The organism is Borrelia parkeri, assembly GCF_023035815.1.
Lineage (GTDB): Bacteria > Spirochaetota > Spirochaetia > Borreliales > Borreliaceae > Borrelia > Borrelia parkeri.
Genome location: NZ_CP073159.1, coordinates 169445 through 193087, shown reverse-complemented (window position 1 = coordinate 193087; position 23643 = coordinate 169445). Strand labels below are relative to the sequence as shown.

27 protein-coding genes are annotated in these 23643 nt (G+C 28.8%); 18 read left to right on the top strand and 9 right to left on the bottom strand.

Annotation, left to right across the window (positions count from 1 at the left end):
• Positions 1–8 precede the first annotated feature (8 nt).
• The gene (gene prfA, locus bpSLO_RS00940) at positions 9–1082 is read right to left on the bottom strand and encodes a peptide chain release factor 1 (protein ID WP_246989718.1); all 1074 of its coding nucleotides are present in this window, start codon (positions 1080–1082) and stop codon (positions 9–11) included.
• A 296-nt stretch (positions 1083–1378) separates the two neighbouring features.
• On the opposite strand from prfA, the gene bpSLO_RS00935 reads away from it, so the two are divergent.
• Positions 1379–2521 (top strand): tetratricopeptide repeat protein, encoded by a 1143-nt coding sequence (locus bpSLO_RS00935; protein ID WP_246989715.1) that lies wholly within the window; start codon positions 1379–1381, stop codon positions 2519–2521.
• Complete coding sequence (locus bpSLO_RS00930) at positions 2518–3315, top strand: TatD family hydrolase (RefSeq protein WP_025407488.1); 798 nt, start codon at positions 2518–2520, stop codon at positions 3313–3315. Before bpSLO_RS00935 ends, bpSLO_RS00930 begins: the two co-directional genes overlap by 4 nt.
• A 90-nt stretch (positions 3316–3405) precedes the next feature.
• Here bpSLO_RS00930 and bpSLO_RS00925 read toward each other — a convergent pair whose 3' ends face one another.
• Positions 3406–4152 (bottom strand): hypothetical protein, encoded by a 747-nt coding sequence (locus bpSLO_RS00925; protein ID WP_025375230.1) that lies wholly within the window; start codon positions 4150–4152, stop codon positions 3406–3408.
• Positions 4152–4814: a hypothetical protein gene (locus bpSLO_RS00920; RefSeq protein WP_038447947.1), complete on the bottom strand. Its 663-nt coding sequence runs from the start codon at positions 4812–4814 to the stop codon at positions 4152–4154. The genes bpSLO_RS00925 and bpSLO_RS00920 overlap by 1 nt, the downstream gene beginning before the upstream one ends.
• Positions 4815–4990: 176 nt before the next feature.
• Between bpSLO_RS00920 and infC the strand changes: the two genes are divergently transcribed.
• From infC to tsaB, 6 genes are all read left to right on the top strand, one after another.
• On the top strand, positions 4991–5551 hold the full coding sequence (gene infC, locus bpSLO_RS00915) for a translation initiation factor IF-3 (RefSeq protein ID WP_025375228.1): 561 nt from the start codon (positions 4991–4993) through the stop codon (positions 5549–5551).
• Positions 5552–5567: 16 nt separating this feature from the next.
• Positions 5568–5765: a 50S ribosomal protein L35 gene (gene rpmI, locus bpSLO_RS00910; protein WP_025375227.1), complete on the top strand. Its 198-nt coding sequence runs from the start codon at positions 5568–5570 to the stop codon at positions 5763–5765.
• A gap of 21 nt (positions 5766–5786) precedes the next feature.
• Positions 5787–6134, top strand: a complete 348-nt coding sequence (gene rplT / locus bpSLO_RS00905) for a 50S ribosomal protein L20 (RefSeq protein WP_025375226.1) — start codon at positions 5787–5789, stop codon at positions 6132–6134.
• A gap of 202 nt (positions 6135–6336) precedes the next feature.
• Positions 6337–6597 carry a hypothetical protein gene (locus bpSLO_RS00900; RefSeq protein WP_025375225.1) on the top strand — a complete coding sequence of 87 codons (261 nt, stop codon included), beginning with the start codon at positions 6337–6339 and terminating at the stop codon, positions 6595–6597.
• Positions 6594–7022 (top strand): tRNA (adenosine(37)-N6)-threonylcarbamoyltransferase complex ATPase subunit type 1 TsaE, encoded by a 429-nt coding sequence (gene tsaE / locus bpSLO_RS00895; RefSeq protein ID WP_025375224.1) that lies wholly within the window; start codon positions 6594–6596, stop codon positions 7020–7022. Before bpSLO_RS00900 ends, tsaE begins: the two co-directional genes overlap by 4 nt.
• Entirely contained in the window at positions 7000–7665 is a 666-nt protein-coding gene (tsaB, locus tag bpSLO_RS00890; RefSeq protein WP_025407490.1) for a tRNA (adenosine(37)-N6)-threonylcarbamoyltransferase complex dimerization subunit type 1 TsaB, read from the top strand. Before tsaE ends, tsaB begins: the two co-directional genes overlap by 23 nt.
• On the opposite strand, the gene csrA is transcribed toward tsaB, so the two are convergent.
• The 5 genes from csrA to bpSLO_RS00865 are packed head-to-tail and all read right to left on the bottom strand — an operon-like array spanning position 7650 to position 11957.
• On the bottom strand, positions 7650–7886 hold the full coding sequence (gene csrA, locus bpSLO_RS00885) for a carbon storage regulator CsrA (protein ID WP_025375222.1): 237 nt from the start codon (positions 7884–7886) through the stop codon (positions 7650–7652). The two genes, tsaB and csrA, sit on opposite strands and share 16 nt — an antisense overlap.
• A gap of 2 nt (positions 7887–7888) precedes the next feature.
• Positions 7889–8281, bottom strand: a complete 393-nt coding sequence (gene fliW, locus bpSLO_RS00880; protein WP_025375221.1) for a flagellar assembly protein FliW — start codon at positions 8279–8281, stop codon at positions 7889–7891.
• Position 8282: 1 nt separating this feature from the next.
• Complete coding sequence (locus bpSLO_RS00875) at positions 8283–9557, bottom strand: flagellar hook-associated protein 3 (protein WP_025375220.1); 1275 nt, start codon at positions 9555–9557, stop codon at positions 8283–8285.
• Positions 9558–9560: 3 nt separating this feature from the next.
• The gene (flgK, locus tag bpSLO_RS00870) at positions 9561–11444 is read right to left on the bottom strand and encodes a flagellar hook-associated protein FlgK (protein WP_025407491.1); all 1884 of its coding nucleotides are present in this window, start codon (positions 11442–11444) and stop codon (positions 9561–9563) included.
• Positions 11445–11462: 18 nt separating this feature from the next.
• Positions 11463–11957 carry a hypothetical protein gene (locus bpSLO_RS00865; protein WP_025375218.1) on the bottom strand — a complete coding sequence of 165 codons (495 nt, stop codon included), beginning with the start codon at positions 11955–11957 and terminating at the stop codon, positions 11463–11465.
• A gap of 135 nt (positions 11958–12092) precedes the next feature.
• Between bpSLO_RS00865 and mnmE the strand changes: the two genes are divergently transcribed.
• From mnmE to bpSLO_RS00815, 10 genes are all read left to right on the top strand, one after another.
• Positions 12093–13487: a tRNA uridine-5-carboxymethylaminomethyl(34) synthesis GTPase MnmE gene (mnmE, locus tag bpSLO_RS00860; protein WP_025407492.1), complete on the top strand. Its 1395-nt coding sequence runs from the start codon at positions 12093–12095 to the stop codon at positions 13485–13487.
• A gap of 8 nt (positions 13488–13495) precedes the next feature.
• Positions 13496–15358, top strand: a complete 1863-nt coding sequence (gene mnmG / locus bpSLO_RS00855) for a tRNA uridine-5-carboxymethylaminomethyl(34) synthesis enzyme MnmG (RefSeq protein ID WP_246989811.1) — start codon at positions 13496–13498, stop codon at positions 15356–15358.
• Positions 15355–15978 carry a 16S rRNA (guanine(527)-N(7))-methyltransferase RsmG gene (rsmG, locus tag bpSLO_RS00850; RefSeq protein WP_025375215.1) on the top strand — a complete coding sequence of 208 codons (624 nt, stop codon included), beginning with the start codon at positions 15355–15357 and terminating at the stop codon, positions 15976–15978. The genes mnmG and rsmG overlap by 4 nt, the downstream gene beginning before the upstream one ends.
• Before the next feature lie 70 nt (positions 15979–16048).
• Positions 16049–17041 (top strand): AAA family ATPase, encoded by a 993-nt coding sequence (locus bpSLO_RS00845; protein ID WP_025375214.1) that lies wholly within the window; start codon positions 16049–16051, stop codon positions 17039–17041.
• A 15-nt stretch (positions 17042–17056) separates the two neighbouring features.
• Positions 17057–17938, top strand: a complete 882-nt coding sequence (locus tag bpSLO_RS00840; protein ID WP_025375213.1) for a DUF58 domain-containing protein — start codon at positions 17057–17059, stop codon at positions 17936–17938.
• Complete coding sequence (locus bpSLO_RS00835) at positions 17935–18837, top strand: hypothetical protein (RefSeq protein WP_025375212.1); 903 nt, start codon at positions 17935–17937, stop codon at positions 18835–18837. Before bpSLO_RS00840 ends, bpSLO_RS00835 begins: the two co-directional genes overlap by 4 nt.
• Positions 18821–19822 (top strand): vWA domain-containing protein, encoded by a 1002-nt coding sequence (locus bpSLO_RS00830; RefSeq protein WP_025375211.1) that lies wholly within the window; start codon positions 18821–18823, stop codon positions 19820–19822. The genes bpSLO_RS00835 and bpSLO_RS00830 overlap by 17 nt, the downstream gene beginning before the upstream one ends.
• Positions 19819–20808 carry a vWA domain-containing protein gene (locus tag bpSLO_RS00825; RefSeq protein WP_025375210.1) on the top strand — a complete coding sequence of 330 codons (990 nt, stop codon included), beginning with the start codon at positions 19819–19821 and terminating at the stop codon, positions 20806–20808. The genes bpSLO_RS00830 and bpSLO_RS00825 overlap by 4 nt, the downstream gene beginning before the upstream one ends.
• Positions 20790–21377, top strand: coding sequence for a tetratricopeptide repeat protein (locus tag bpSLO_RS00820; protein ID WP_025375209.1), 588 nt, complete (start codon positions 20790–20792; stop codon positions 21375–21377). Before bpSLO_RS00825 ends, bpSLO_RS00820 begins: the two co-directional genes overlap by 19 nt.
• A complete protein-coding gene (locus tag bpSLO_RS00815) occupies positions 21326–23371 on the top strand; it encodes a BatD family protein (protein ID WP_081719325.1) in 2046 nt (681 codons plus the stop codon). The genes bpSLO_RS00820 and bpSLO_RS00815 overlap by 52 nt, the downstream gene beginning before the upstream one ends.
• 47 nt (positions 23372–23418) lie before the next feature.
• Here the strand turns inward: bpSLO_RS00815 and infA are convergent, their stop codons facing one another.
• The gene (gene infA / locus bpSLO_RS00810) at positions 23419–23640 is read right to left on the bottom strand and encodes a translation initiation factor IF-1 (RefSeq protein WP_011772125.1); all 222 of its coding nucleotides are present in this window, start codon (positions 23638–23640) and stop codon (positions 23419–23421) included.
• Positions 23641–23643: the final 3 nt, after the last annotated feature.

The window sequence follows — 23643 nt, the reverse complement described above, 5'->3', positions numbered from 1 at the left end:
AAATAATATTATATTGGGTTATCTTTTAGTGCTTGTTCTTGTAATTTTAGGGCTAGTGTGTCGAGAAGAAGGTCAAGTTCTCCTTGCATAATTTCTTCTAGTTTATAAAGACTGATATTTGCTCTATGTTCTGTTACTCTATTTTGTGGAAAATTGTATGTTCTAATTCTTTCAGACCTATCACCTGAACCTACTTGTTGCTTTCTGTCGTTTGAGCGTTGTTCTTGTTTTTTGAGGTCTTCAAATTTATAAAGCCTTGCTCTTAATATTTTCATAGCCTGATCTTTGTTTTTGTGCTGACTTCTTTCATTTTGACATTGTACCACAATTCCTGTCGGCAGATGTGTAATTCTAACGGCAGAGTCTGTTGTGTTTACATGTTGGCCCCCAGCACCAGAAGATCTGTAAACATCTATTCTTAAATCTTTTTCATTAATTTCAATGTCGGTTTCTTCAACTTCAGGCAATACAGCAACGGTTGCTGCTGAGGTTTGAAGTCTTCCATTGGATTCTGTTATAGGAACTCTTTGAACCCTATGTACCCCGCTTTCATGTTTTAATTTTTTAAATACCTCTTTACCTTTTATTTCAAAACTTACTTCTTTAAATCCACCAAGTTCAGTTTCGTTAAAGTTGATAAGCTCTGTTTTCCATTTTTTTTTCTCAGAATATTTTGTGTACATTTCGTAAAGATTATGTGCAAAAAGTGCAGCTTCTTCTCCTCCTGTTCCAGCTCTAATTTCAATAATTATATTTTTACTGTCATTTTCATCTTGGTGCAAGAGTAATATTTTGATTGTGTGTTCAACTTCATCTTTTTTGAGATTTAAATGAGCTAATTCTTGTTTTATTAATTCTTTCATTTCTAAATTTTCTTCTTCGGACAAAATTTTTTGATTCTCATCGATTTGGCTTATTATGTTTTCATATTCATCTTTTTTTTCTTTGATTTTTTCTAAATAGTTATATTCTTTTATTACTTTTGCATATTCTTTTTGGTTTTTAATTAAATTTGTGTCTTGTAATTTTTCTTCAAGTATTTTTATTTTGCTTTCGATGGGACTTAATCTTTCTAAAAACATCTTAATTTTCTCCTAATAAAGTAGTATTATTTTATCCTACTTTTGAATTTTTTTGTTATAATTGGTCATGAATTTTATTTTATAGGCTTTATATACAATTTAAATAAATAAGTTTAAGTTTACGAATTTAAGTATATTTTTTTAATTTTTTATATAATATGTTTATTGAGATTGGATATTAAAGATTTATTAATATCTTGATATGTTTATATATAAATATGACTTATATGTTTTTTTAAATAGCATATATGAAGTGAATGTTATGTCTTTAATAAACCAGTTAAGAAGGGGTATTTATGTTAGACAAGAAACTTTTAGGTGAGTTTGGGGATATCTCGCAAATTTCTGATAATGAGCTTCTTGATGTTACTGAAAAATCCAAAAGGGGATATCAGTTGATAAAGGAAGAGAGACTTCCTGAAGCAGAGGCATTGTTTAATGATATCTTACAAAAGGATTATAATAATAATTATGCTCTTGTTGGACTTGGAGACATTGAAAGGAAGAAGCGAAATTTTGATAAAGCTATAATTTATTATCAAAAATGCCTTGCTAAACATTCAAATAATAATTATGCACTTTTTGGATTGGGAGATTGTTATAGGAGTTTAGGTGATTATAAGAAGGCTACAGATGTATGGGAAGAATATTTGAAATATGATCCTGAAAATATTACGGTTCTTACAAGAGTTGCTTCTTCTTATAGGAAATTAAAAAATTTTCAAAAATCTAGGCAATCGTACTTAAGAGTATTAGAACTTGTACCTGATAATGATTATGCTCTTGTTGGTATTGGACATTTATATTATGACTTTAAGGAATATAAAGAAGCGTTGAAATATTGGCTTAGGATGTATGAAATAAATCAGGTTAAGATTGATGTTCGTGTTTTAACTTCAATTGGAAATTGTTATAGGAAATTAAAGGAATTTAGTAAGGGAATTTATTTTTTTAAAATAGCTTTGGAAATTTCTCCGAATAATTTTTATGCTATTTTTGGGCTTGCTGATTGCTATAGAGGAAGTAAAGAGTATCATGAAGCCTTAAAATATTGGCTTACAATAATAGATAAGGATCCAAAGAATAATTTGGTTTTAACAAGAGTAGGTGATACTTACCGGTACTTGAAAGATTATGAAAATTCACAGATTTATTATAAAAAAGCCCTTGATGTTGATTTTGACATGTTTGCTATACTTGGTCTTGCACTACTTCAAAAGGAGCAGGGGCAGTATGAAGAAGCATTGTCAGCTATTAAAAATCTGATAAAAACCAATCCTAAGAACTCAATATTGTATGTAAATGCTGCTGAATGTTATGAGGCATTAGGGCAAATTGAAAGTGCTGTAGATATTTTGTCAAGTTTCTTGCAACTTGGAATGAAGAATGTTACCATTATTGACTATATTAATAACCTTAAAAAAAAGATGGATGCATGAATCTTAATTTTGAAAGATCTATTTTTTTAGAAAAGTTGATAGATACCCACGTTCATTTTAATGAACTTAAGAAAAATTCTATTGATATTCATTATCTTATTAATGAATGTTTGAAGAATGGATTTTCTTATTTTCTTGATATTGGATTGCATCCTAGTGATTTTTATGAGAGAAAGCAACTTTTAAATACTTATCCTAATATTTCACTAACAGTTGGCATACATCCTTTAAATAAGGCTTTAAGAGATGATTTTGAATTAATTGAGAGTATTTTAAAAAAGGAAAACGTTGTTGCTGTTGGTGAAATTGGACTTGATTACTTTAAGGGAGATAATAAAAGTGAGCAGATTGAAGCTTTAAATATTCAGTTAGATTTGGCTAGTAAATATAAAAAGCCCGTCATCTTGCATGTAAGAGATGCTTATGATGATATTTACAATATTATTAAATCTTCCAATTTTATAAATAGGGGCATATTGCATTGTTATTCAGGTAATTATGAGTATGCTAAAAAATTTATTGATTTTGGATTTAAGATATCTTTTGCAGGTAATTTAACTTTTAAAAATTCAGAGCCTTTAAGAGGAGTGTTAAAGAAATTAAATATTGAAGATATTTTAATTGAAACAGACAGTCCATTTTTAGCCCCAGTTCCTTTAAGGGGCAAGATTAATGCGCCATGTTTTTTAGGATATACGTGTCTTGAGATTGCAAAAATTAAAAATTGTGATGTGGATAGCGTTATAGTTGCGTTGTATGATAATTTTAAGGATTTATTTAATGATTTGATTTAACAATTATTTTCTCTCATTAGTAATAGTATTTTTTGTTTGTCAAGTGTTGCTTATCAATTCAGTTAAATGTATGTTGATTTGTAATCAGATTTATATTGTTTTTTCATAGATGTTGAGTTCGTATTGAAAATCTTTATTAATTTTTTTTGTTATTTCAAGCAAATCGAGTTCATTCATACTGATTATGTATTTTGTGTTAATTTCTTTTAAATCTTTTTTATTACTTCCAATCAATATGAATTCTATTTTTTTAAAAAAAGATGATTCTGATAATTTTTTTAAAAAAACGTGATTATTTCTCATTGAGAATAGGATCACTTTTGTTATTTTTGGAGTAATCAAATTTTTTAAATACAGAATATTTTTGTCATCTATTGTAGTAATGTTTATATTTTTTTCTTTTGCACTTTTTTCTAAGTGTTCTGAATCTGTTTGATTTAGTGAGTTGTCTTTCATTATTAATGAGGTTGTTAAATCTATTGAGGGAGAACTGAAGATAAAATCTATTGCTTTTTTTAATGAAAATTTTACTTTAGATAGATAAAAAGTTTTTTTTTTAATTTTATTGATATTAAATATTTCATTATTTGATTTATGTGTTAAAAGTATCTTTTTTACATTATTTAGTTTGTCTTTAATAATTTCGATGTCTTTTTCATTGATAAAGAGTGTTTTATCTTGTATGAATGGAGAATTTTTAATTTTGAAAAAATACTCTGTTGCGTCTGAAAAAATTATGATATAACTAAAATTTTTATCTGTGATTTTATTGTTCTTACAACTAAAACATAGAATTAAAATAATTGTAATAATAAAAGTCTTTATTGTATGTATCATTATTTTACAGTTCCAATGGCTTTCTTGTTTACGATTGTGATTCCTAGTAGTATTATTAATGTTATTATAGCGTAAATTTGTGCATTAGTTAAAATTAATACTTTTAAAAATGTTATAATTGCTTCTAAGATCAAGATAGGAGCAAAAATTAATTGATATCCATTTATGTTTTGTGTTATATGAAGACGTATTCCTTTTTCGCATATGATTGCTGTGAATATTAATTCTAATATATGTAGAAGAGGTATTTTAATATACTCATATGTACCAAAAACTTTACTGTTTGTTATGATAAGTGCTAAATTTTTAGAGAGTATTAATCCAAATGCAAAATATATTAAAAATATTGGATTTTTTTTAAGCAATGAGTTTGGATTGAATGTAAAAAAAAATGTGAATATAAATAATGGAAAAACATAGTAATATATTTGTTCTTTAATAAATATTGAATATGCTAAACTGAATTTTGTTTGGTAATTTATGATCAAGCTTTTATATAATATAAATTCTTCTATCAGATATAGTAAAGAAAAAATGGTTATTGCGAATAATATTGATGTTGCATGGATATAATTTTGCTTAATTAACTTTAATTGAGGATGTTTTATTATCATGTATATTTTAAAAACTAAAGGTAGGCTTGTTAGTAAAAATATATTCATAATAAGTAAATTTTACTTTTAAATGACTTATTAATCAATTAAATTTTTACTTTTTAGAATTTTTCAAAATTCTTTTATTATTGTGTTTAAGAGATATGTGTTCGAATTTACTTTTTAGAGAAGGTATATTAAAATTAGTTATTGATTAATGCTGTTTGAGGAGTGAGTATTTTTAAATGATAAATAGAAGTTCCGGTAAGGATAGGGATAGGTCAAGATCCGGTGATAAAGAATTGAGAATTAATCATAAGATTAAGGCCCGTGAGGTTAGGGTTGTTTTTGATAATGGAACTCAATCTGTTTTGCCAATTGAAGATGCTATTAAATGTGCTAGGGATGCTGAGCTTGATTTGGTTGAGATTTCTCCAAATTCAGTGCCTCCTGTTTGCAAGATAATTGATTATGGGAAATATAAATTTCATCAGGAAAAGCGTCAAAAAGAGCAAAAAAGAAATCAAAAAATAATTAAGCTTAAAGAAGTTAGGATGCAGCCAAAGATAGATACTCATGATCTTGATTTTAAGTATAGAAATATTTTAGGATTTCTCAAAGAGGGTAATAAAGTAAAAGTTACTATAAGATTTAGAGGACGTGAACTCGCTCATACTCATTTGGGTTATGGAATTTTAGAGAGTATTCTTGAGAGGGTAGGTGAGTCTAATTATGTTTTGGAGTCCCCAGCTAAGATGGAGGGCAAAACAATGTTTTTAATTATTGCACCTAAGTCTAAGAAATAGTGATAAGGAGTTGTAAATGTCAAAAATGAAAACATGTAAAAGTGCAAAAAAAAGATATGCTTTTACTTCAAAAGGTAAAATTAAATATAAGAAGCAAAATTTAAGACATATTTTAACAAAAAAATCTTCAAAGAGAAGAAGGAAGTTGGGTAAGTCAGGTTTGGTTTCAAGTTTTGAGATTAAGAGAATCAAAACCTTATTGCCTTATGCTTAAATATTGATTTAAGGAGATTATATGGCTAGAGTTAAGAACGGGATAGTTCACGTTGCAAGACGAAAGAAGATCTTAAAGAAAACCAAGGGTTTTTGGGGTACTAAGAAAAGTAATTATAAGAAAGCTAAAGATACTCTTCGTAAAGGCATGATGTATGCTACAAGAGATAGAAAGAATCGTAAGAGAGATTTTAGAAGTTTATGGATTGTAAGAATTTCTGCTGCTTTAACGGGTATGGAAATTAACTATTCAAAGTTTTTTGAAAGTTTGAAAAAGTCTAATATTAAGCTTAATAGAAAAATTTTATCTAATTTAGCAATTGAGGATATTGAAACTTTTAAAAAAATTGTTTATGAAATAAAAAATTAAAAACTTCCTGGGAAGTTTAATTGTAGGGATTAGAGTTATTTTTTGCGACATCTCACTAAATTTGGGGATTTAAGTATTTTTTTAACGGATAATTGCATAGGCGGATTAAAAGTTAAAAATGAAAGTCCCATCTTTGAAAATAGCGCTAAATGAAATATTCCTATGTTGGCTTCTCGGGATTTTATTTAAAGGAATATTATTTGTGAAATTTATTTCTCTTGATAATATCAGCAAGCAAGATAGTCATATATATTATAGGAGAGTGTATTTTGCTGACGCTTTTTATGAATATAAGGGTTCTAGTGAGACTAAGAAAGTGAAGTTTACAATAGAAGTAACTCCTTTAGGTGAGAAACATATCACTATTGATTTTGTAGACCCTTTAAATTATCCTGTTCTTAGTTTAATGGTTGCAATCAAGAGGCATGTTATTGATCTTGATATAAAGGGTGAGCTTTCTTGACATTATCTTTTGAAACAGAAAAGGAAATGATAAACTTTGCTAAATCTTTTTTTAGTCCCTTGCCTATTGGTAAGATATTTGGTCTTTGTGGTGATATGGGAACTGGGAAGACAACCTTTTTAAAAGGTTTGGCTTTAAATCTTGGCATTTCTTACTTTACAAGTCCAACTTATAATATTGTTAATGTTTATGAATTTGTAGATTTTAAGTTTTATCATATTGATTTGTATCGTTTAAATATTTTAGATGAGTTTCAACTTATTGGTGGAATGGAGCTTCTCTTAGATATGTCAGCTATAATAGCTATTGAGTGGCCAGAGATCATTATTGATATTTTGCCAAAGAATAGATTGATGTTTTTAACATTTAAAATAAAAAGTACTAGTAGGATTTTAGAATTTAGTGATGAATACCCTTGCAATTGAATATTCATATAAAACTTTGTTGATTCATTTTGAAATTAATGGTGAGGTCTTCGCTATAATTAAAGGTAAAGATAAAATTAATTATACTCTTAGTATTCCAAAATTATTTAATGATTTTGTATTAGAGTGTGGTATTGATCTAAATAAACTTGATTTACTTATTAATTCTTCTGGTCCTGGTTCTTTTACAGGCTTGAGAATTAGTTTAAGTTTTATTAAGGGGCTTTCTTTAGGTCTTTCAATTCCTTTTGTTAATGTACCTACTTTTGATGTTTTTGCGAGATTGGTTAATAAAAGCGTAGATACGATAACTTTAAGTTTTACAGCAGGTAAATATTTCCTTGGGTGTTATAAGAATTCTAAATTTTGCGGGAAAATTTTTTGTTTTTCTGAATCAGAGTTATTTGAATATTTAGATAGTCTTGACTTAAAATTTGTTATTGTGGGTAATGGTATTGAATTTATTTATGAAAAGCTTAAAAATAAGTTTGAGATTATCAGTGATATGGATTCTTTTGGTTCAGTTTTGACAAAGCTTGGCAAGTTTAAGTATTTAGAAAACATGAAAGGAGATGATATTTTGTCAGGACCTTTTTATGTAAGACTTAGTGATGCAGAAATTAAATCTTATTTACTAAAATAATCAAATAAATTTTTAATTCTATGTATATTATTCTTATCTTGTAAGATTGATTTTTTGTTTTCTTCTTTGATGATGTCATAGATTTCAGATCTAAGTATTTTGATATTTTCAGGGGCTTTTATAGCTATTTTAACGCTATCTTTTTTTATTTCTAATATTGAAATTTCAATGTTAGAGTCTATTTTTATGCTTTCGTTTGCTTTTCTTGATAATACTAGCATATTTATTCCTTAAAGACTCTATATCTAAGATAATGCTCTTCATTTGTAGATATGGCTTGTTTCCCAATTAATTTCTTTTTATTTAATATGATTGGAGCTTTTAAATTAGCCGTTATTTCTTTATAGTTTTTTACATGCATGTTAATTATACATAGTATGACTTTTTCGTCTTCATTTTCTGTTTGGATATCTAACCAATCTTTTTCCTCTATATTTGGCAAATATTTTTCTAAAAAATTAAAGGGTGATGTTACTAAAAAATTTATTTCTCCGTTTATCGATTGCATTATAGAGAAAGGTTTGTGTTCAGAATCTTTGATTATAAATTCTTTAATCTCTTCAAATCCCAGTATCCCTTCAGGAAAGTTAAATTTTATACTAATTTCGTTTTTCATTTTATTTTAGAAAATCTAATAATGTTGTTTGCATGATCCTTGCGGAAACCCCTAAAGATACTTGATAAGCTAAACTTGTCATGTTAAGTTCCGTTATTGCTTTTGTGACATCAAGATCGGTATATTTAACCATATCATCTCTCATATCTATTATTTCTTTACTTATTCTTTCATAACTTCGATCAAGCCTATTTTCTTTAGTTCCAAGATCAGCTAATGTTGCAAAAATTTTATTTAAACTTGCATCAATTTCTGCTAAACTTCTACTTCCAATAATTTCTTCTTTATTTTCTTCTAGGTTATCTCTTAACTCAATTAAGCTATCAAAAATTGTTCTATTTCTAACCTCAGTATTGTTTGCAATATTATAAGGAGGTTCTTTGGTATCATTGTTTTGAGTTAGAATACCTAGTTCTTGTAGTACTGTTGAACCTTCTTCTTCTGTTATCCATATTTGGTGAGGTATTGTTGTTTGTATAACCATTGAATTTAAAATACGATCAAGAGTAGCTTCAACAGGAGCAGATGATTCATTTATCTTGGCAATAATGTCGGCAGCGGTATCCCCTGCTGTTAATGCTATTTCAATGTTATCAATATAAATTTTTGTGTTTTCCTTGACAATAAATCCATTAACATTTTTTGATGATGTTATGTAATGATTGTGAGAAAAAAATATTTCGCTTCCTGGATAGTTATTTGGGATATAAATTCCATTATATATTTCAGTTGTTTGTTCTGCTTGATTTCCATTGTAGTCTATTCTTACTATTTGAGTTTCTGCTTTGTCTTGAGTTAGTTTGTTCATCCTGTTTTCTCTAATTACTTTGAATGCTTCATTATCAATTTTAGTTCCTGCAAATATGCTGTATCCATCTGCTCCTTTTACATTTGCTATTGCAAGGACATCTTCAAGTATTGCATTTATTTCTTTTGCTATTATCTTTTTATCATCAGCTTTGTATGTACCGCTTGCACCTTGGACAGTTATTTCTTTTGCACGAGTTAAAATATTTGCAAGGGATTGTAAATACCCTTCCATATATCTTAATTTTCCTTTGGCGCTGTTGATATTTTTAACATAGGTATTAAGCTTAAATATATCACTGTCTAATCTTATTGCATGAGTGACACCTGTTGGATCGTCTCGCAAATTTGTAATTCTTTTGCCACCTTGGTATAGGCTTCCTAAAAGTTTTGTTATTTTTACTTCTTTGTCTGTTGAAGATGTTTTTAAGTTATCATATGTCAAAGGATGACTTACTCTGTTTATCATATATTATACCCCCATTTTATTTATGATTGTATCTATTAATTCTGCAGAAACGGTGATGAATTTGCTTGCGGCGATAAATGATTGTTGAAATTCTATCATGTTTGCTAATTCTTCATCTTTATTTACACCAGATATTGATAGTCTTAAATCAGTTAAACTTTTAAGTATTTGTTCTTGACTATTTTTTGTAATTTCTGCTGTTTGTCCTTTGATTGCAATATTGGAAGCTGTGTTTGCGAAGTAGTCATTTAGTGTTGCATTCTTTCCAATCATTATTTGTGAGTTTACAAAAGATGCAATACGTAATGCTGCCTTATTGTCTCCAATAGGAGCGTTGTTTGTTGGAGTTTTAATTCCCGATACAATCTTTGATGGATCTTCTGCAATTTCTCTAGATACTTTAAGCCATGCAGCTGGATTTTTGAGAGGAGCTATTGAGTAGCTAGCTGTATTTATTAGTTGGTTAGTAGTATTAACGTCTTGATAGTTATAAGCACCCTCAGTTCCCGATGCATTTAAAATGCCTGTGTAACTTGTTAAAAATAGTCCAGAATCTTCAATATATTTAATTCTAAAAATAGCACTGTCGTTTTCTTCTTCTTTGATTGCCTTAATTTCAAATTTTCCTTCTGCATTAATTCTTGCAGTGACTTGTGAGTTGGAGTTATTTATTTTATTTATTACGTCTTGAACGGTATCTGTTGCATTGTAGGGTATTTCTATAAAATCATTTTTATTGATTGCTTGAAATTTGAGTATTCCTGAAAATCCTAGATTTTCTTCTGGAAAAATTTCATTTGTACTATTTATTTTAAATATATGAACAGAATCAAATTGACCATCCCCATTGCTGTCATATCGTCCACGCTCATCGGTTAGCTTGTATTCTTGGTCGAAGAAAATTCTTCCGTTTTTTTGATCAAGACCGTGTCCTGACACATGAACTTCATTGACAAGCTCTGTGATATTAATTGCCATGTTATCTATCTCATTAATTTCGTTTTTAATTTCGTTATCTCTTACATTAATCAGAGCCCCTAATTTTCCCGTATTAATATTAGCCGGTTCCCCATTATTCCATAAAACATTCCATTTAGTTCCTGTAGGGCCATTGGCTGCTTCCAATATAAATTCATTTGCAATTGCACCTTGAATGAGATGTTTCCCTTCTACATAAATTAAGAATTCATTAGGGTCTCGCTTATTTTCTATGGAGATACTAATTAAATTGCTTAGTTTATCAACTATTAAATCTCTTTCATCCATTAAATCATTTGGATGATCTTTCATGGCGATTGCTTTTGCAATTTGCCTATTAAGATCACTGATATTCCTAAGGTAGTTATTTATCTCTTCAGTAGTAATTTTTACTTCATCATTTGCCATTGTGTATATTCGTTTAAGAGAATGAAATCTGCTGCTTACTACTTCTGCAAAAGATTGTCCGCGTTCTAATATAATATTTCTTTCAGCTAGTCCTTGGGGCTGTTTTGATAAATCTTGCCAGCTATCCCAAAAATCATTTAATCTTTTTCTGATTGATTGTTCTTCCGGTTCATTATATACATTCTCAAGCAGAGAGATAAATTTGTCTTTTGAACTCCAATAGCCAAGTCGATGTGATTCTTCAGCTATTTTTATATCAAGCAAGTCGTCTCTTACTCGCTCTATGGATTGAACCATTATTCCTTGACCTAGTTGACCAACTTTATTTGCTCTATTTAATTGAGGAGCATAAATTGGCATTTCAGTTTTCATTATAACTCTTTGTCTTGAATATCCGGGTTTTGATGTGTTAGTTAAATTATGTCCAATTGTGTTCATAGCATCTTTGTGTGCAAATAAACTTTTCTTTCCAATTTCTATTCCTGAAAATGTTGAATCCATTTAAAACTCCTTAAGTAGTTAAAGTTTTTTGTTTATTAAAACGGATGCTTCATTTAAGTTTCCGCTTCTTGGTCCATAAGGATTTTTATAAGTTATATTGTCTACACTTTCTTGAGCATCTTTAAATATTAGATCTAAAATACCAAGAGATGTTTCTGTGTAGCTTGATATTAAGTAATTTAAGTTTTGGATATTCAATATCCCTATTCTTAATCGATGAAAATAATTATATATCTCTTTTTTATAAACCGAACACAGTTTTTCTATAGTCATGTAAGTTGATTCAAATTTTTCAAGATCTGTAAATTTTTTCCAAAGTTCATCCCTCTTTTGTTCTATATCTTTAAATTTTTGAAGATAAATGTTTGTTTTATTTATTGCTTCTTTAAACATTGTTTCGTTTTTTTCATCAAGATATCTTTTTATATTTAGGTACATATCATATATATCTTCTACTAAAAGAACTTCTTCTTGTAAAGTATTTTTCAGTTCGGTTTCTAATTTGGTCTTCATCTTTATAAAATAAATTATAAGTGAAATTCATAATATTTACAAATTTAGGTCATTGATCTTATGTATTGTATTTTTGAATTTTTTCTTTTATTTTTAGCCTTTGCCATTTATGCTATGTTATAATTTTTATAGTCTATGAGCAAGCTTTTTCAAAGAGAAGATGATATTGTTGCACTTGCTACTCCTTTACTTAGTAGTGCTTTGTGTGTGATTCGTAGTAGTGGGGTTTCTTCAATTGAAAAATTTTCTAAAATATTCTCAGATCCTAAGCGACTGCTTGAGGCGTCTGGTCATACCATTCATTATGGATATTTAATAGATAAAGAAACTTGTGAAAAATTGGACGAAGTTGTTGTTTGCCTTTATAGAGCCCCAAAAAGTTTTACAGGTCAAGATTCAATAGAGGTTATGGCTCATGGATCCCCTATTGGTATAAAGAGAATTATAGGATGTTTTTTGAAAGTGGGATTTAGAATGGCTGAGCCTGGTGAATTTACTCTTCGTGCTTTTTTGGCTGGAAAACTTGATCTTACTAAGGCAGAGGCAGTAAATGAGCTAATTTCTGCTAAAACTAATAAGACCCATGCTCTTGCTGTTAACAAGCTTTCAGGTTCTTTGTTTGCTAAAATAGATTTAATCAAAAAAGATATTTTAAATTTTCTCTCAGCACTTAGTGTTCATCTTGATTATGAAACAAGTGAATATGAGATTGTCATTCCTTTTGAGGTTATTTCAAAAAGCAGAGATGAACTTAAAAGATTGATTGATTCTTATAATACTTCAAGGAAACTGGATCATGGAATTGCATTGGTTTTAGCCGGTTCTGTTAATGTTGGCAAATCTTCTCTTTTTAATTTGTTACTAAAGGAAGATAGGGCTATAGTTTCCTCTTATGCTGGCACTACAAGAGATTACATTCAAGCAAGCTTTGAATTTGATGGTATTTTATTTAACGTTTTTGATACAGCAGGACTTAGGGAGACTAGTGATTTTGTTGAACAGTTGGGTATCGTTAAAAGTAATTCTTTAATTAAGGAAGCATCTTTAGTTCTTTATGTTATTGATGTGAGTGCAAGATTAACAAATGACGATTTAAAATTTATTGATTCTTATAAGGGACATTCTAAAGTGATTTTTGTTTTAAATAAGATGGATTTAGAACCAAATAGACAAACAGTTGAATTTTTTAATTCAGGTAATATAAATTCATCAAATTTAGTAAAGATTAGTACTAAGACTTTATTTGGTGTAGATTCTCTTTATGATAAGATAAGGTCATTGACATGCTTTGATTATATTGATATTGATGCTTATGATGTTATAGTATCATCAAGTCGCCAAGCAGAACTTTTAAAAAAAGCTTATACTTTAATTATTGAGTTATTAAATAAGATAGAAAAAGATATAAGCTATGATATGTTGGCGTTTGATGTTTATGAAGTTCTTAATTTTTTAGGCGAAATAACAGGTGAGGTTACTAGTGAAGATGTACTTAACAATATGTTTAAGAATTTTTGTTTAGGAAAATAGATATAGATATGGATTTCGATGCTATTGTAATTGGAGGCGGACATGCTGGTATTGAAGCATCCTTAGCTCTTTCAAGATTAAATTTTAAGACGCTTCTAATTACTCAGAATTTAGATACAATTGGTAAACTTTCTTGTAATCCTGCTATTGGTGGACTTGCTAAGGGAAATATGGTGCGTGAAATTGATGCTCTTGGAGGAGAGATGGGATGCCTTATTGACTTTAGTATGATTCAATTTAGAATTTTAAATAAAAGCAGAGGGCCTGCTGTGCAGGCTCCACGTGCTCAGGCTGATAAATTAGTGTATCAGGTTAAGGCAAAAGAAACATTGGAAAGGCAAACCAATCTTGATCTTTTTCAAGATACCGTTAGTGACTTTTTGCTTAATTCTATGAGGAATAAAATCGAAGGTGTTGTTACAGAGAGAGGTAATAAATTTACATCTCGTGTTGTGGTTCTTACAACCGGAACTTTTCTTAGAGGTAAAATATTTATTGGTGAATATAGAGCTTGTATGGGGAGAATTTCTGAGCCTGCTGCTTATGGTCTTGAAAAAATTTTACTTGAACTTGGATTTGAGATGGGTAGACTTAAGACAGGTACTCCTGCTAGGGTTCATAGAAAGAGTATAAATTTTGCAAAAACAGAAATTCAATTTGGAGATTCTGATATCATTCCTTTTTCCTTTTCAAATACTAAGATAGATAAAGTTCAACTCTCTTGTTACATCACTTATACAAATAAAAAAACACATGAAATAATTAGTGACAATATGCATCTCTCTCCGCTTTATTCCGGTGAAATTGTTGGGAATGGTCCAAGATATTGTCCTTCAATTGAAGACAAGATAGTAAAATTCAAAGATAAAGATAAACATCAAATATTTATTGAACCTGAAGGCTTAAGTACTGAAGAAATGTATCTTAATGGTCTAAGTTCATCTTTACCCGAGGATGTTCAAAAAAGATTGATCAATAGTATTGATGGACTTGAAAATGCAGTTATTACAAGACCTGGATATGCTGTTGAGTATGATTATATTAATCCTATTGAATTATATGCAAGCCTTGAGACTAAAAGGGTTAAGGGACTTTTTGTTGCAGGACAAACTAATGGATCCTCAGGATATGAGGAAGCCGCAGCTCAAGGATTGATGGCTGGAATTAATGCAGCACTTAAGTTGCAAGGGAAAGATCCAATGATATTGCCAAGAACAAGTTCTTATATTGGAGTGCTTATTGATGATCTTGTTACTAAGGGTACTAAGGAACCTTATAGAATGTTTACCTCAAGGGCTGAACATAGGCTTAATTTAAGACATGATACTAGTGATAAGAGGTTGATTAAGTGGGGATATGAAGTTGGGTTGGTTAGTGAGGAAAAATATTCTAGATATTTTTTCAAGGAGAAGCAAGTAGAAGAAATTAAGGAACTTTTGAGGCAGAGGCGTCTTAAGGAAAGGGAAGCTAGTACTTTGCAGTTAAAGAAACATATTAGTAAAGATTTTTATCATATTATAAAAGATCCGTATATCAATTTAAGTGATCTTGTTGATATAGATCCTAAGTTGAAGGCTTCAAAAGTGATTCTTGAACAGGTTGAATTAGATATTAAATATGAAGGCTACATTAATAGACAAAGAGATTTAATTAGGAAAATGAATAACCTTGAGCTTATTAAATTACCCTTTGATTTTAATTATGAAATTGATGGTTTATCTAGAGAGGCTAGGGAAAAGTTTGTTAAAATCCAACCAGCTAATCTTGCTCAGGCAAGTAGGATTTCTGGTGTTAGAAATACAGATATTCAAGTTTTACTTATATATTTTTCAAGTCCTAAAAATAAGGTAGTGCTTGATTTGGCTTTATGATGAATGATTTTGAACTTTCTTTGAAAAGTTTAGGAGTGCCTTTTACTTCAAAAAGTATTGATAAATTAAGATTTTATATAGAAAAAGTTTTGTTATTTGGTACTAGGTTTAACTTGGTGTCAAATAATGATCGAAATTTTGATGCAGTGCTTTTACATGTTTTAGATTCTATAGCTGGATTGCCTATTATAAAAGATAAGAATCCACGGCAAGTACTTGATGTAGGTAGTGGAGCTGGATTCCCAGGGATTGTTTTGGCTCTTTTTGATAACTTTAGAGAGTATATTCTTCTTGAACGTAGCAATAAAAAGGCTACTTTTTTAAGGATGATTAGTTTAGAACTTGGTTTAGACAATGTTGAGGTATTAGAACGTGATGTTGATAAAGAGCAAAATAAATACGAATTTATTACAATCAGGGCTTTTAGAGATATAAGAGAATATGCAAGGATTTTGAAATTGATTTTAAAAGATGGGGGTTTGATTGTGGCTTATAAGGGTAAATTAAATAAGATTAAGTTTGAAATTAGTCATATTGAAAGCTTGTTTAACAAAATAGAAATAAAATCATCAACAATGAATGATAGTAAAGAGAGGAATTTTCTTTTGCTTTATAAGTAGTGATTTTATTTTTTCGTTTTATCGTTTATATTTTATTTTTGATGAAAAATTTTAGTACGATAGGAGTGGTATGAAAAGTAGTTTTCAAATAGATTCTGAAGTAGAGAATGCATTAGGTTTAATAAATAAGTTTAGAAGAGAAGTTTCAAGTAGAATCCTTGGTCAAAGAGAAATGATAGATGCTATTTTGATGGGAATTTTGACTGAAGGACATGTTTTGCTTGAAGGTGTACCAGGACTTGCTAAAACATTGACGATTCAAACAGTTTCAGATGTTCTTGATCTTGGTTTTAAGAGAGTGCAATTTACCCCGGACCTTTTGCCTTCTGATCTTACAGGTAATATGGTATATAAGAGTACGACAGGAACTTTTAAGGTTAGAAAGGGGCCTGTATTTTCAAATATTATTTTAGCGGATGAAATTAATAGAGCACCTGCAAAGGTTCAATCAGCACTTCTTGAGGCAATGAGTGAGCGTCAAGTAACTCTTGGCGATGAAACACATAAGCTGCCCGATCCATTCTTTGTTCTTGCAACACAAAATCCAATTGAACAAGAGGGGACTTATAATTTGCCAGAGGCTCAACTTGATAGATTTTTGTTAAAAGTTAATGTGAAATATCCTTCTATTCAAGATGAAATTAAGCTTCTTAAAATATTCTCAATTGATGGCGGGCTTGAGAATATTAAAGTTGCAAAAATAATGAATGCTTATTCTTTAGCAGATCTCAAGCGTACAATTGGTAAGGTTAAGGTAGATGATAAGATAATGCTTTATATCGTTACTTTAATAGCAGCTTCTCGTGAAAATGATAAAAAAACTTATCCATTTACTAAATATATTGAATTTGGAGCATCTCCTAGGGCATCACTTAGTTTGCTTAAATGTGCTCGTGTTAATGCCCTTTATGAGGGGCGATTATTTGTTCTCCCTGAAGATGTTAAGGCTGTGGCTTATAATGTGTTAAGACATAGAATTACTCCATCTTATGAGGCAGAGGTTGAGGAGATGAATACTGATGATATTATTAAGATACTTCTCTCAGCTGTGGCACTTCCTTAAGGGTTTAAATTTCATATGCAATATGATAATGAATTAAATGCTAGCACTAAAACTAAGATAAAAGCTTTGAAATTTTTCTCCAGAAAAATGCTTTTGGAACTTAATTTTGGTGGATATCGTTCTATTTTTAAGGGTCTTGGTCTTGAATTTCATGAGTTTAGACCTTATGAAGAGACGGATGATGCTAGATTGATTGATTGGAATGTTAGTTCGAAAACAGATAGCATATTCTCGAAGGTTTTTAGAGAAGATAAGGGAATGAATCTTCATTTGCTTGTTGATAATTCTCTTTCAATGAGTCTGGGAAGCTTGACTAGTAAAAAGGAAATTCAAGATTTATTAGTTTCTATTTTTGCTCATATGGCATTTTTTAATAATGATAAAATAGGTATAACTTTTTTCTCAAGTGAAACGGATAAGTTTATTTCATCTCGAAAAGGGCATTCACATTTAGGACTAATTTTGAACGAGACAATAAATAGACGGCTTAAGAGGGGAAGTAATTTAACTTATGTATTTAAAAATACAGCTGAATATTATAAGAAAAGATCTTTAATTATCATTATTTCAGATTTTAAAGCCAGTGGTTATTTTAAATCTTTAACCGTTCTTAGTAAACGTCATAATATTATTGCAATAAGGCTTACAGATTTTTTTGATGAAAATCTTCCTCAATATGGAGTTTTAACTTATGAAGATATTGAAACCAGTGAAGATTTTTTAACTTCTGGATTTAGTAAAACAATATTGAATAGTTATAAAAATTATTGGACATTAGATAAAATTAAATGGAGAAAAGAATGCATAAAAAGAGGTATTAATTTTATAGAAATTAGTACGAAAGATGATGTTTTTAGAAAGCTAAAAGCTCTTTTAAAAAAGGAGAATGATTTTTGAAAAACACAATTGTCTTTATCATGTTTTTTTTGTCGTTTTATTTATTCTCTTATGAGATAAAAAATGAGATATTTATTCCAACACGTTATTATGTGGGAGATACTGTTGAGCTTAAATTTTCGTTAATTCTTGGTGAGAATGAAAAATTTATCCCTGCTGAATTTGAGGAAATTAAAAATGAGTTTGTTGAGGTTAATTCACTTCTTTACAGACCTGAGAGCGGGGAGGTAATAATATATTTTGTTTCGTTTTATGTCGGAAGCAATACTCTTCCGCGTATTTATGTTGGAGATATTATCAGCAATGATAAATCTTTTAAATTAATTCTCAATAATGTCAAAATAAATACTAGTAAGTTAATTGCAGATGATGATGTTCTTAAAATTCAAGATATAGAGGGAGTGCTTTTTCTTCCAGGAACAAGTACGTATCTTGTTATTTTTATTTTAGCTCTTGTAGTAGTTCCTTACTTTTTTATTAAATTTTTGAAGCTTGTCAAGCAGTTATTAGTGTTTTTAATAATGAAGCATAATTTAAGAAAACCTTATAAAGTGTTTCAGAAACAAATGATTATTTTGTCTAATTATATTAAGAGTGACGAAGAACAGGTTGTTTTTTATAATTTATTGAATTCATCTTTAAGGGTGTATTTATCTAAAAAAACAGGTTTTGATTTTAATGCAATTACTACTACAGAAATTTCTGAAATTTTGAAAAATTTTAACGTTCCTTATGAAATTCGTTCAACTTTTGTTAATATGCTTAGGCTTTCTGATTTTAGTAAATTTAGTGGAATCAATTTATCAGGTGGAAATCTATCATTTGTTTTAGATGATTTAAGGAAAGCAGCTTTTAATTTTGAAGAATTTAATAGAGGTGATAATGTTAACATTCAATGAGCCTTTATATTTATTTTTACTTATAATTCTTCCATTAATAATTTATTTTAGCCATTTTTTTAAGCGTAGAGGAGGAAAAGTTAAATTTCCAATATCTATTTATGGAAACTTTGGTTCTATAAAATTAAGGGATTATGGATTAAATTTGTTATATTTTATAACTTATGCTTTCTTTTATTTAGCAATGACAGTTATGATCTTAACCTTAGCAGGTCCTTCTATTTCGAAGAAGAAAACGACTTATCTTAGTAGTGGGGCTGATATTGTTATTGTTTTGGATATATCTCCTAGCATGGGTGCTATTGAATTTTCATCTAAAAATAGACTTGAATTTGCAAAAGAATTGATTAAATATTTTGTTTATCAGAGAGAAAATGACAATATTGGATTGGTAGCTTTTGCTAAGGAAGCTTCTTTAATAGTTCCACTGACAATTGATAGAGATTTTTTTTCTAAAAAATTAGACGATATTTATATTATGGATCTTGGAAATGGTTCTGCTTTGGGACTTGGTATTTCCATTGCTCTTTCTCATTTAAAGCATTCGGAAGCGCCTAAGAGATCAGTGATTGTTTTAACAGATGGGGTAGTTAATTCAGATGAAGTTTATAAGGATCAGGTAATAAATCTTGCTCAAGGATTAAATGTTAAAATTTACTCTATTGGAATTGGTAGCAGTGAAGAGCTTAGTGTTGGATTTAAATTGAGATCTGGCAGGTTTTATCAAGGTACTTTAAGAGAGATTTATGATCCTAGTATGCTTTTTGAGATTTCAAGTAAAACAGGAGGACTTTTTTATTCTGTAGGTGATGATTTTTCATTTAAACTTGCAATACAGGATTTTTCGAAAAAGGAAAATGTGGAGAGAAAGGTTAAAATTACGGTTGATAATGATGATGTTTACAATGAATTTTTATTGGTAATATTTTTCTTATTAATCCTTTACTTCATTTTGTCTAAGGTTTTTTTAAAAGAGGTGTTATGAGTATAGGCAATTATTATGCTTCTTACTTGTTTATAATTTTATTTTTAGTTCTTTTTTTATATATTTATAATTTTAGAAAAGCGCTTCCATTTTTTAAGACTTTAAGTCTTATGTATGTTAATAATGCTTACATTAAAAATTATTATATAAAAAAAATTCTTATGATGTTCTTTTTTGTATTGAGTCTGGGTTCTTTAATTGTTTCTATCTTGGATATTTCTTGGGGGCAAAAAGCTACTGAGGATAAAAGATCAAATTTAAGGATATCTTTTGTTGTTGATATTTCTCGTAGTATGTTAACCTTTGATGAAGAAAAATCGATTAACAGACTTGAGAGTGCTAAGAATTTTATTAGTTTGATTTTAAATAATTTTGAGAATGTTGAGTATTCACTTACTATTTTTAAAGGTAAATCCTTGTTAGTGTTGCCATTTTCTAAGGATAAAGCTAGCTTGCATAAGATGTTAAATTATATTGAGCCTAACTTAATAAGTTCTCCTGGTAGTTTTTTAGGTGAGGGAGTTTTTAGTGCCATACAGGGAATAAAAGATGATTCTTATTATAATTTTTTGATAATTTTAACAGATGGAGATGAATGGGGTGAGAATAATTATTATACTTTTCCTAAGTTGATTGATGCACTTAATATTACAAGCTTTGTAGTTGGGATTGGAAGTGATAAGCCATCTCCTTTGATTGATAATAATTTAAGTGTTAAGGATAAAGATGGCAATGTAGTGAAAGCCGTGCTTGATGAGGATAATTTGTATCTTTTAACGTCTTCTCTTAAGGGTTCTTATTATAATTTATATTTAAAAGGTACTAATTATGTTATTAATGAGATAAGGAATGATATAATGAAAAAAAGTTCAAGTGATATTTTGCTTATTGGTATTCTAAGATATAAGCTTTTTTTAGCTATCTCTTTTTTATTTATAGTATTGTATCTATTTGTTAAGGTCATTAAATGGGACGAAACTTTTTAATTTGTTTTTTAATGAGTTTTATGTTTGCATCCTTTTTATCTTGTTCTAATATTAGAGCTATGTCTCTTATGGCTATTGGTAATTATAAATATATTAGAGGCGACTATCAGGGTGCAATTTCTACTTATTATGATCTTGTAGATGATAAGCAAGGTATGTCGTGGGGTTATTATAATCTTGGGATTGTATATTATTCTTTAGGAGAGTATGAAAGCTCTCTTCGGATGTTTTCTTATGCAAAAAGAGATAATGATTCCTTTTTGCATTTTAATATAAACTATAATGAGGGGATAATATACTATAATCAAGGACTTTATCGAAAAGCAGAGGTGGCATTTAAGGAAGCTTTAAGGATCAATCCTGCAAGTTATAATGCTAAATATAATCTTGAACTTGCAATAATTAAAAAAAGAAGTATTCCAGATGATTTAGATAGTTTAAGTGTTAAGAGAAGTAAAAATTTTATTGAGAACAATGAAAATTTTTTAAGGTATATTGAAAATCTTGAGAGGGTTTTATGGGTAACAAGGTCAGAAGAACAAACTGTGTCTTTACGAGAAGATTGGTGATATCTTTAGTTTTATTTTTTATAAATTTTGAGATTTACTCTTTATCTGGTACCGATTATTTAGTATCAACTAAGGTCCTTCAAGGATCTAAAGTTGTTCATGTAATTAGATTAAATCTATCTCAAGATATTGATGAGGCGTCATTAAAGTTTGAAATAAGTAAAGATATAAATGATAACACCGAAATTGCTTCGATATCAAAGGTACCAGATGGAAATAATATTGTTACAGAAATAAAAATTGAATATTATTTTGATAAATTGGGATTTGTTAAGATTCCTTCATTAAAAGTTGTTTATCTTGGTGAAGTTTATTTAAGTTCAGAGTTTGAAGTGGTTGTTTTAAAAGAAGATGAGTCTCAGTTCTTTGGTTTGCCAGTTAGATTGTATTGGGATTTTGATAAGCAAGAAATTTATGAGTATCAGAGTGTTGGGTTTGTTTTGCGTGTCAATTGGCTTGTGAATAATAATTTAAATTCTATTGCCAGTTCTTTTAATGCTGTTAAAGATGCAATGATTGATAGAACCCCTATATTTGAAAATATTAAGTATAGGACTTTTAATAGTAAAGAAATCTTGGATGTACCCCTTTATAACTTTATCTTAACTCCTCTTAGAGGTTCAAAAGGTATTGTTATTCCTAGTGTTTCTTTTAATATAGGTGAAAATATTGCCCGTATGAGTCCTGGTATTTCTTTAAAAATTAAACCAATACCTGATGAAGTTAAGTCTTTAGCTGTTGGAACTTTTAAAATTGATTATGAATTCCCTAATTCAACTTTAATTAATCAAGATACTTTTACTGTTTTAATAAAAATTACAGGGCAAGGTAATCTTCCACATATTCGTTTTCCAGAAATTGAAACTTATAACTCTAAAGTTATTTATAATAAAAAAAATTATAATTTTGAACCCTCAAAAGATGGTTATAAGGGCAGTATATCTAAGATATATACTTTTAAACCAGATAATAAGGGTAATTTATTCTTAAATATTGGTGATTTTACTTATTTAAATCCTGATGATGGAAAAGTTTATAAACTTGATGGTAAACGACTAAAATATGAGTATTATGGGGAATTTAAAAATAATAATGATTCTGGTCAAGATTTATTGTCAGATTTTAGTTTGCTTTCATACCATGATATTTTGAAACATAGGAATAAAACTTTTTTATTTTTTGTTCCCGTTTATTACTTAATTTTGATACCAGGAATCTTATTCTCTTTAGCTGTTTTTATTAGATATAAAAAGTTCTTTATTGCATCAGGTTGTGGATTAGTTATTTTAATATTAACTCTTGCTGTTAGTCTTAATGCTATGAACGATGGTTCTTTGTCAGAAGATAATATAAATGATTTAATTGAAGATTATAAATCAAAAAATTATGATAATGCTCTTAATAAAGTTGATAATATTCTTAAAAAGAATCCAAGTTATTCAGGATTGTGGTTAAACAGAGCTCTCATTTTGAATAAAATGGATAGATGTTTTGATGCAATTTATTCGGCTTATAAGGCATTTTTTACTTCACCAAGTAATGATACCTTTTACAAGGTGATTGATTTTATTGAGGCTAAGAATGGAGTTAATGAAAATATTCGAAACAATAATTTTGTTTGGTCTAATATTTTTTTTATTATTAGTTTAATTTTAATAAATATTTTAATAGTGATTATTTCTTATAAATTTTATGCAAAAAATTTAAAGAGAATTATTTTATTCTTGCTTTTATCTGTAACGTGTTTTACTTTATTTCAAACATATTACTTTTATGTTGACCAGCAGTCTGAGATTGGAATTATTAAAGGTGATCTAGTTTCTCTTTATAAAGTTCCTGATAATTTTTCAAGAAGCTGGCGATTCTTAAACGGGAATATAAGTGTTTATGTACTTAATAGAAAAGATGACTTTGTTCTTATTCAAACAAGTCATGGACTTCAGGGATGGATTCATAAAAACTTTATTGTGTCTGTTAAAGATAGTTTAATATAAAGTAAGACCGATCTATTAATTGATTTAAATTACTTTGATATAAGTATTTATTTTTCTCTATATACTATTCTTCCTTTTGTAAGATCATAAGGTGATAGCTCAACCTTCACTCTATCTCCAGGAACTATTTTTATAAAATGTTTTCTCATCTTTCCAGATAGATGAGCTAAAACTAAATGCCCATTTTTAAGTTCTACCCTAAACATTGTGTTAGGTAGAGATTCTTTAACAATACCTTCAGTTTCAATAGCTTCTTCTTTAGTGTTCAAAAT

Excerpts from the sequence above, each read along its gene's own strand:
- bpSLO_RS00925 (WP_025375230.1), bottom strand. The coding sequence starts at position 4,152 with ATGATACATACAATAAAGACTTTTATTATTACAATTATTTTAATTCTA.
- bpSLO_RS00840 (WP_025375213.1), top strand. The coding sequence starts at position 17,057 with ATGCAATATGATAATGAATTAAATGCTAGCACTAAAACTAAGATAAAA.
- rplT (WP_025375226.1), top strand. The coding sequence starts at position 5,787 with ATGGCTAGAGTTAAGAACGGGATAGTTCACGTTGCAAGACGAAAGAAG.
- mnmE (WP_025407492.1), top strand. The coding sequence starts at position 12,093 with ATGAGCAAGCTTTTTCAAAGAGAAGATGATATTGTTGCACTTGCTACT.
- bpSLO_RS00825 (WP_025375210.1), top strand. The coding sequence starts at position 19,819 with ATGAGTATAGGCAATTATTATGCTTCTTACTTGTTTATAATTTTATTT.
- bpSLO_RS00830 (WP_025375211.1), top strand. The coding sequence starts at position 18,821 with ATGTTAACATTCAATGAGCCTTTATATTTATTTTTACTTATAATTCTT.
- infC (WP_025375228.1), top strand. The coding sequence starts at position 4,991 with ATGATAAATAGAAGTTCCGGTAAGGATAGGGATAGGTCAAGATCCGGT.
- csrA (WP_025375222.1), bottom strand. The coding sequence starts at position 7,886 with ATGCTAGTATTATCAAGAAAAGCAAACGAAAGCATAAAAATAGACTCT.
- bpSLO_RS00845 (WP_025375214.1), top strand. The coding sequence starts at position 16,049 with ATGAAAAGTAGTTTTCAAATAGATTCTGAAGTAGAGAATGCATTAGGT.
- bpSLO_RS00815 (WP_081719325.1), top strand. The coding sequence starts at position 21,326 with ATGGGTAACAAGGTCAGAAGAACAAACTGTGTCTTTACGAGAAGATTG.
- prfA (WP_246989718.1), bottom strand. The coding sequence starts at position 1,082 with ATGTTTTTAGAAAGATTAAGTCCCATCGAAAGCAAAATAAAAATACTT.
- rpmI (WP_025375227.1), top strand. The coding sequence starts at position 5,568 with ATGTCAAAAATGAAAACATGTAAAAGTGCAAAAAAAAGATATGCTTTT.
- bpSLO_RS00930 (WP_025407488.1), top strand. The coding sequence starts at position 2,518 with ATGAATCTTAATTTTGAAAGATCTATTTTTTTAGAAAAGTTGATAGAT.
- rsmG (WP_025375215.1), top strand. The coding sequence starts at position 15,355 with ATGATGAATGATTTTGAACTTTCTTTGAAAAGTTTAGGAGTGCCTTTT.
- bpSLO_RS00865 (WP_025375218.1), bottom strand. The coding sequence starts at position 11,957 with ATGAAGACCAAATTAGAAACCGAACTGAAAAATACTTTACAAGAAGAA.
- flgK (WP_025407491.1), bottom strand. The coding sequence starts at position 11,444 with ATGGATTCAACATTTTCAGGAATAGAAATTGGAAAGAAAAGTTTATTT.
- bpSLO_RS00820 (WP_025375209.1), top strand. The coding sequence starts at position 20,790 with ATGGGACGAAACTTTTTAATTTGTTTTTTAATGAGTTTTATGTTTGCA.
- bpSLO_RS00875 (WP_025375220.1), bottom strand. The coding sequence starts at position 9,557 with ATGATAAACAGAGTAAGTCATCCTTTGACATATGATAACTTAAAAACA.
- bpSLO_RS00935 (WP_246989715.1), top strand. The coding sequence starts at position 1,379 with ATGTTAGACAAGAAACTTTTAGGTGAGTTTGGGGATATCTCGCAAATT.
- fliW (WP_025375221.1), bottom strand. The coding sequence starts at position 8,281 with ATGAAAAACGAAATTAGTATAAAATTTAACTTTCCTGAAGGGATACTG.
- bpSLO_RS00920 (WP_038447947.1), bottom strand. The coding sequence starts at position 4,814 with ATGAATATATTTTTACTAACAAGCCTACCTTTAGTTTTTAAAATATAC.
- mnmG (WP_246989811.1), top strand. The coding sequence starts at position 13,496 with ATGGATTTCGATGCTATTGTAATTGGAGGCGGACATGCTGGTATTGAA.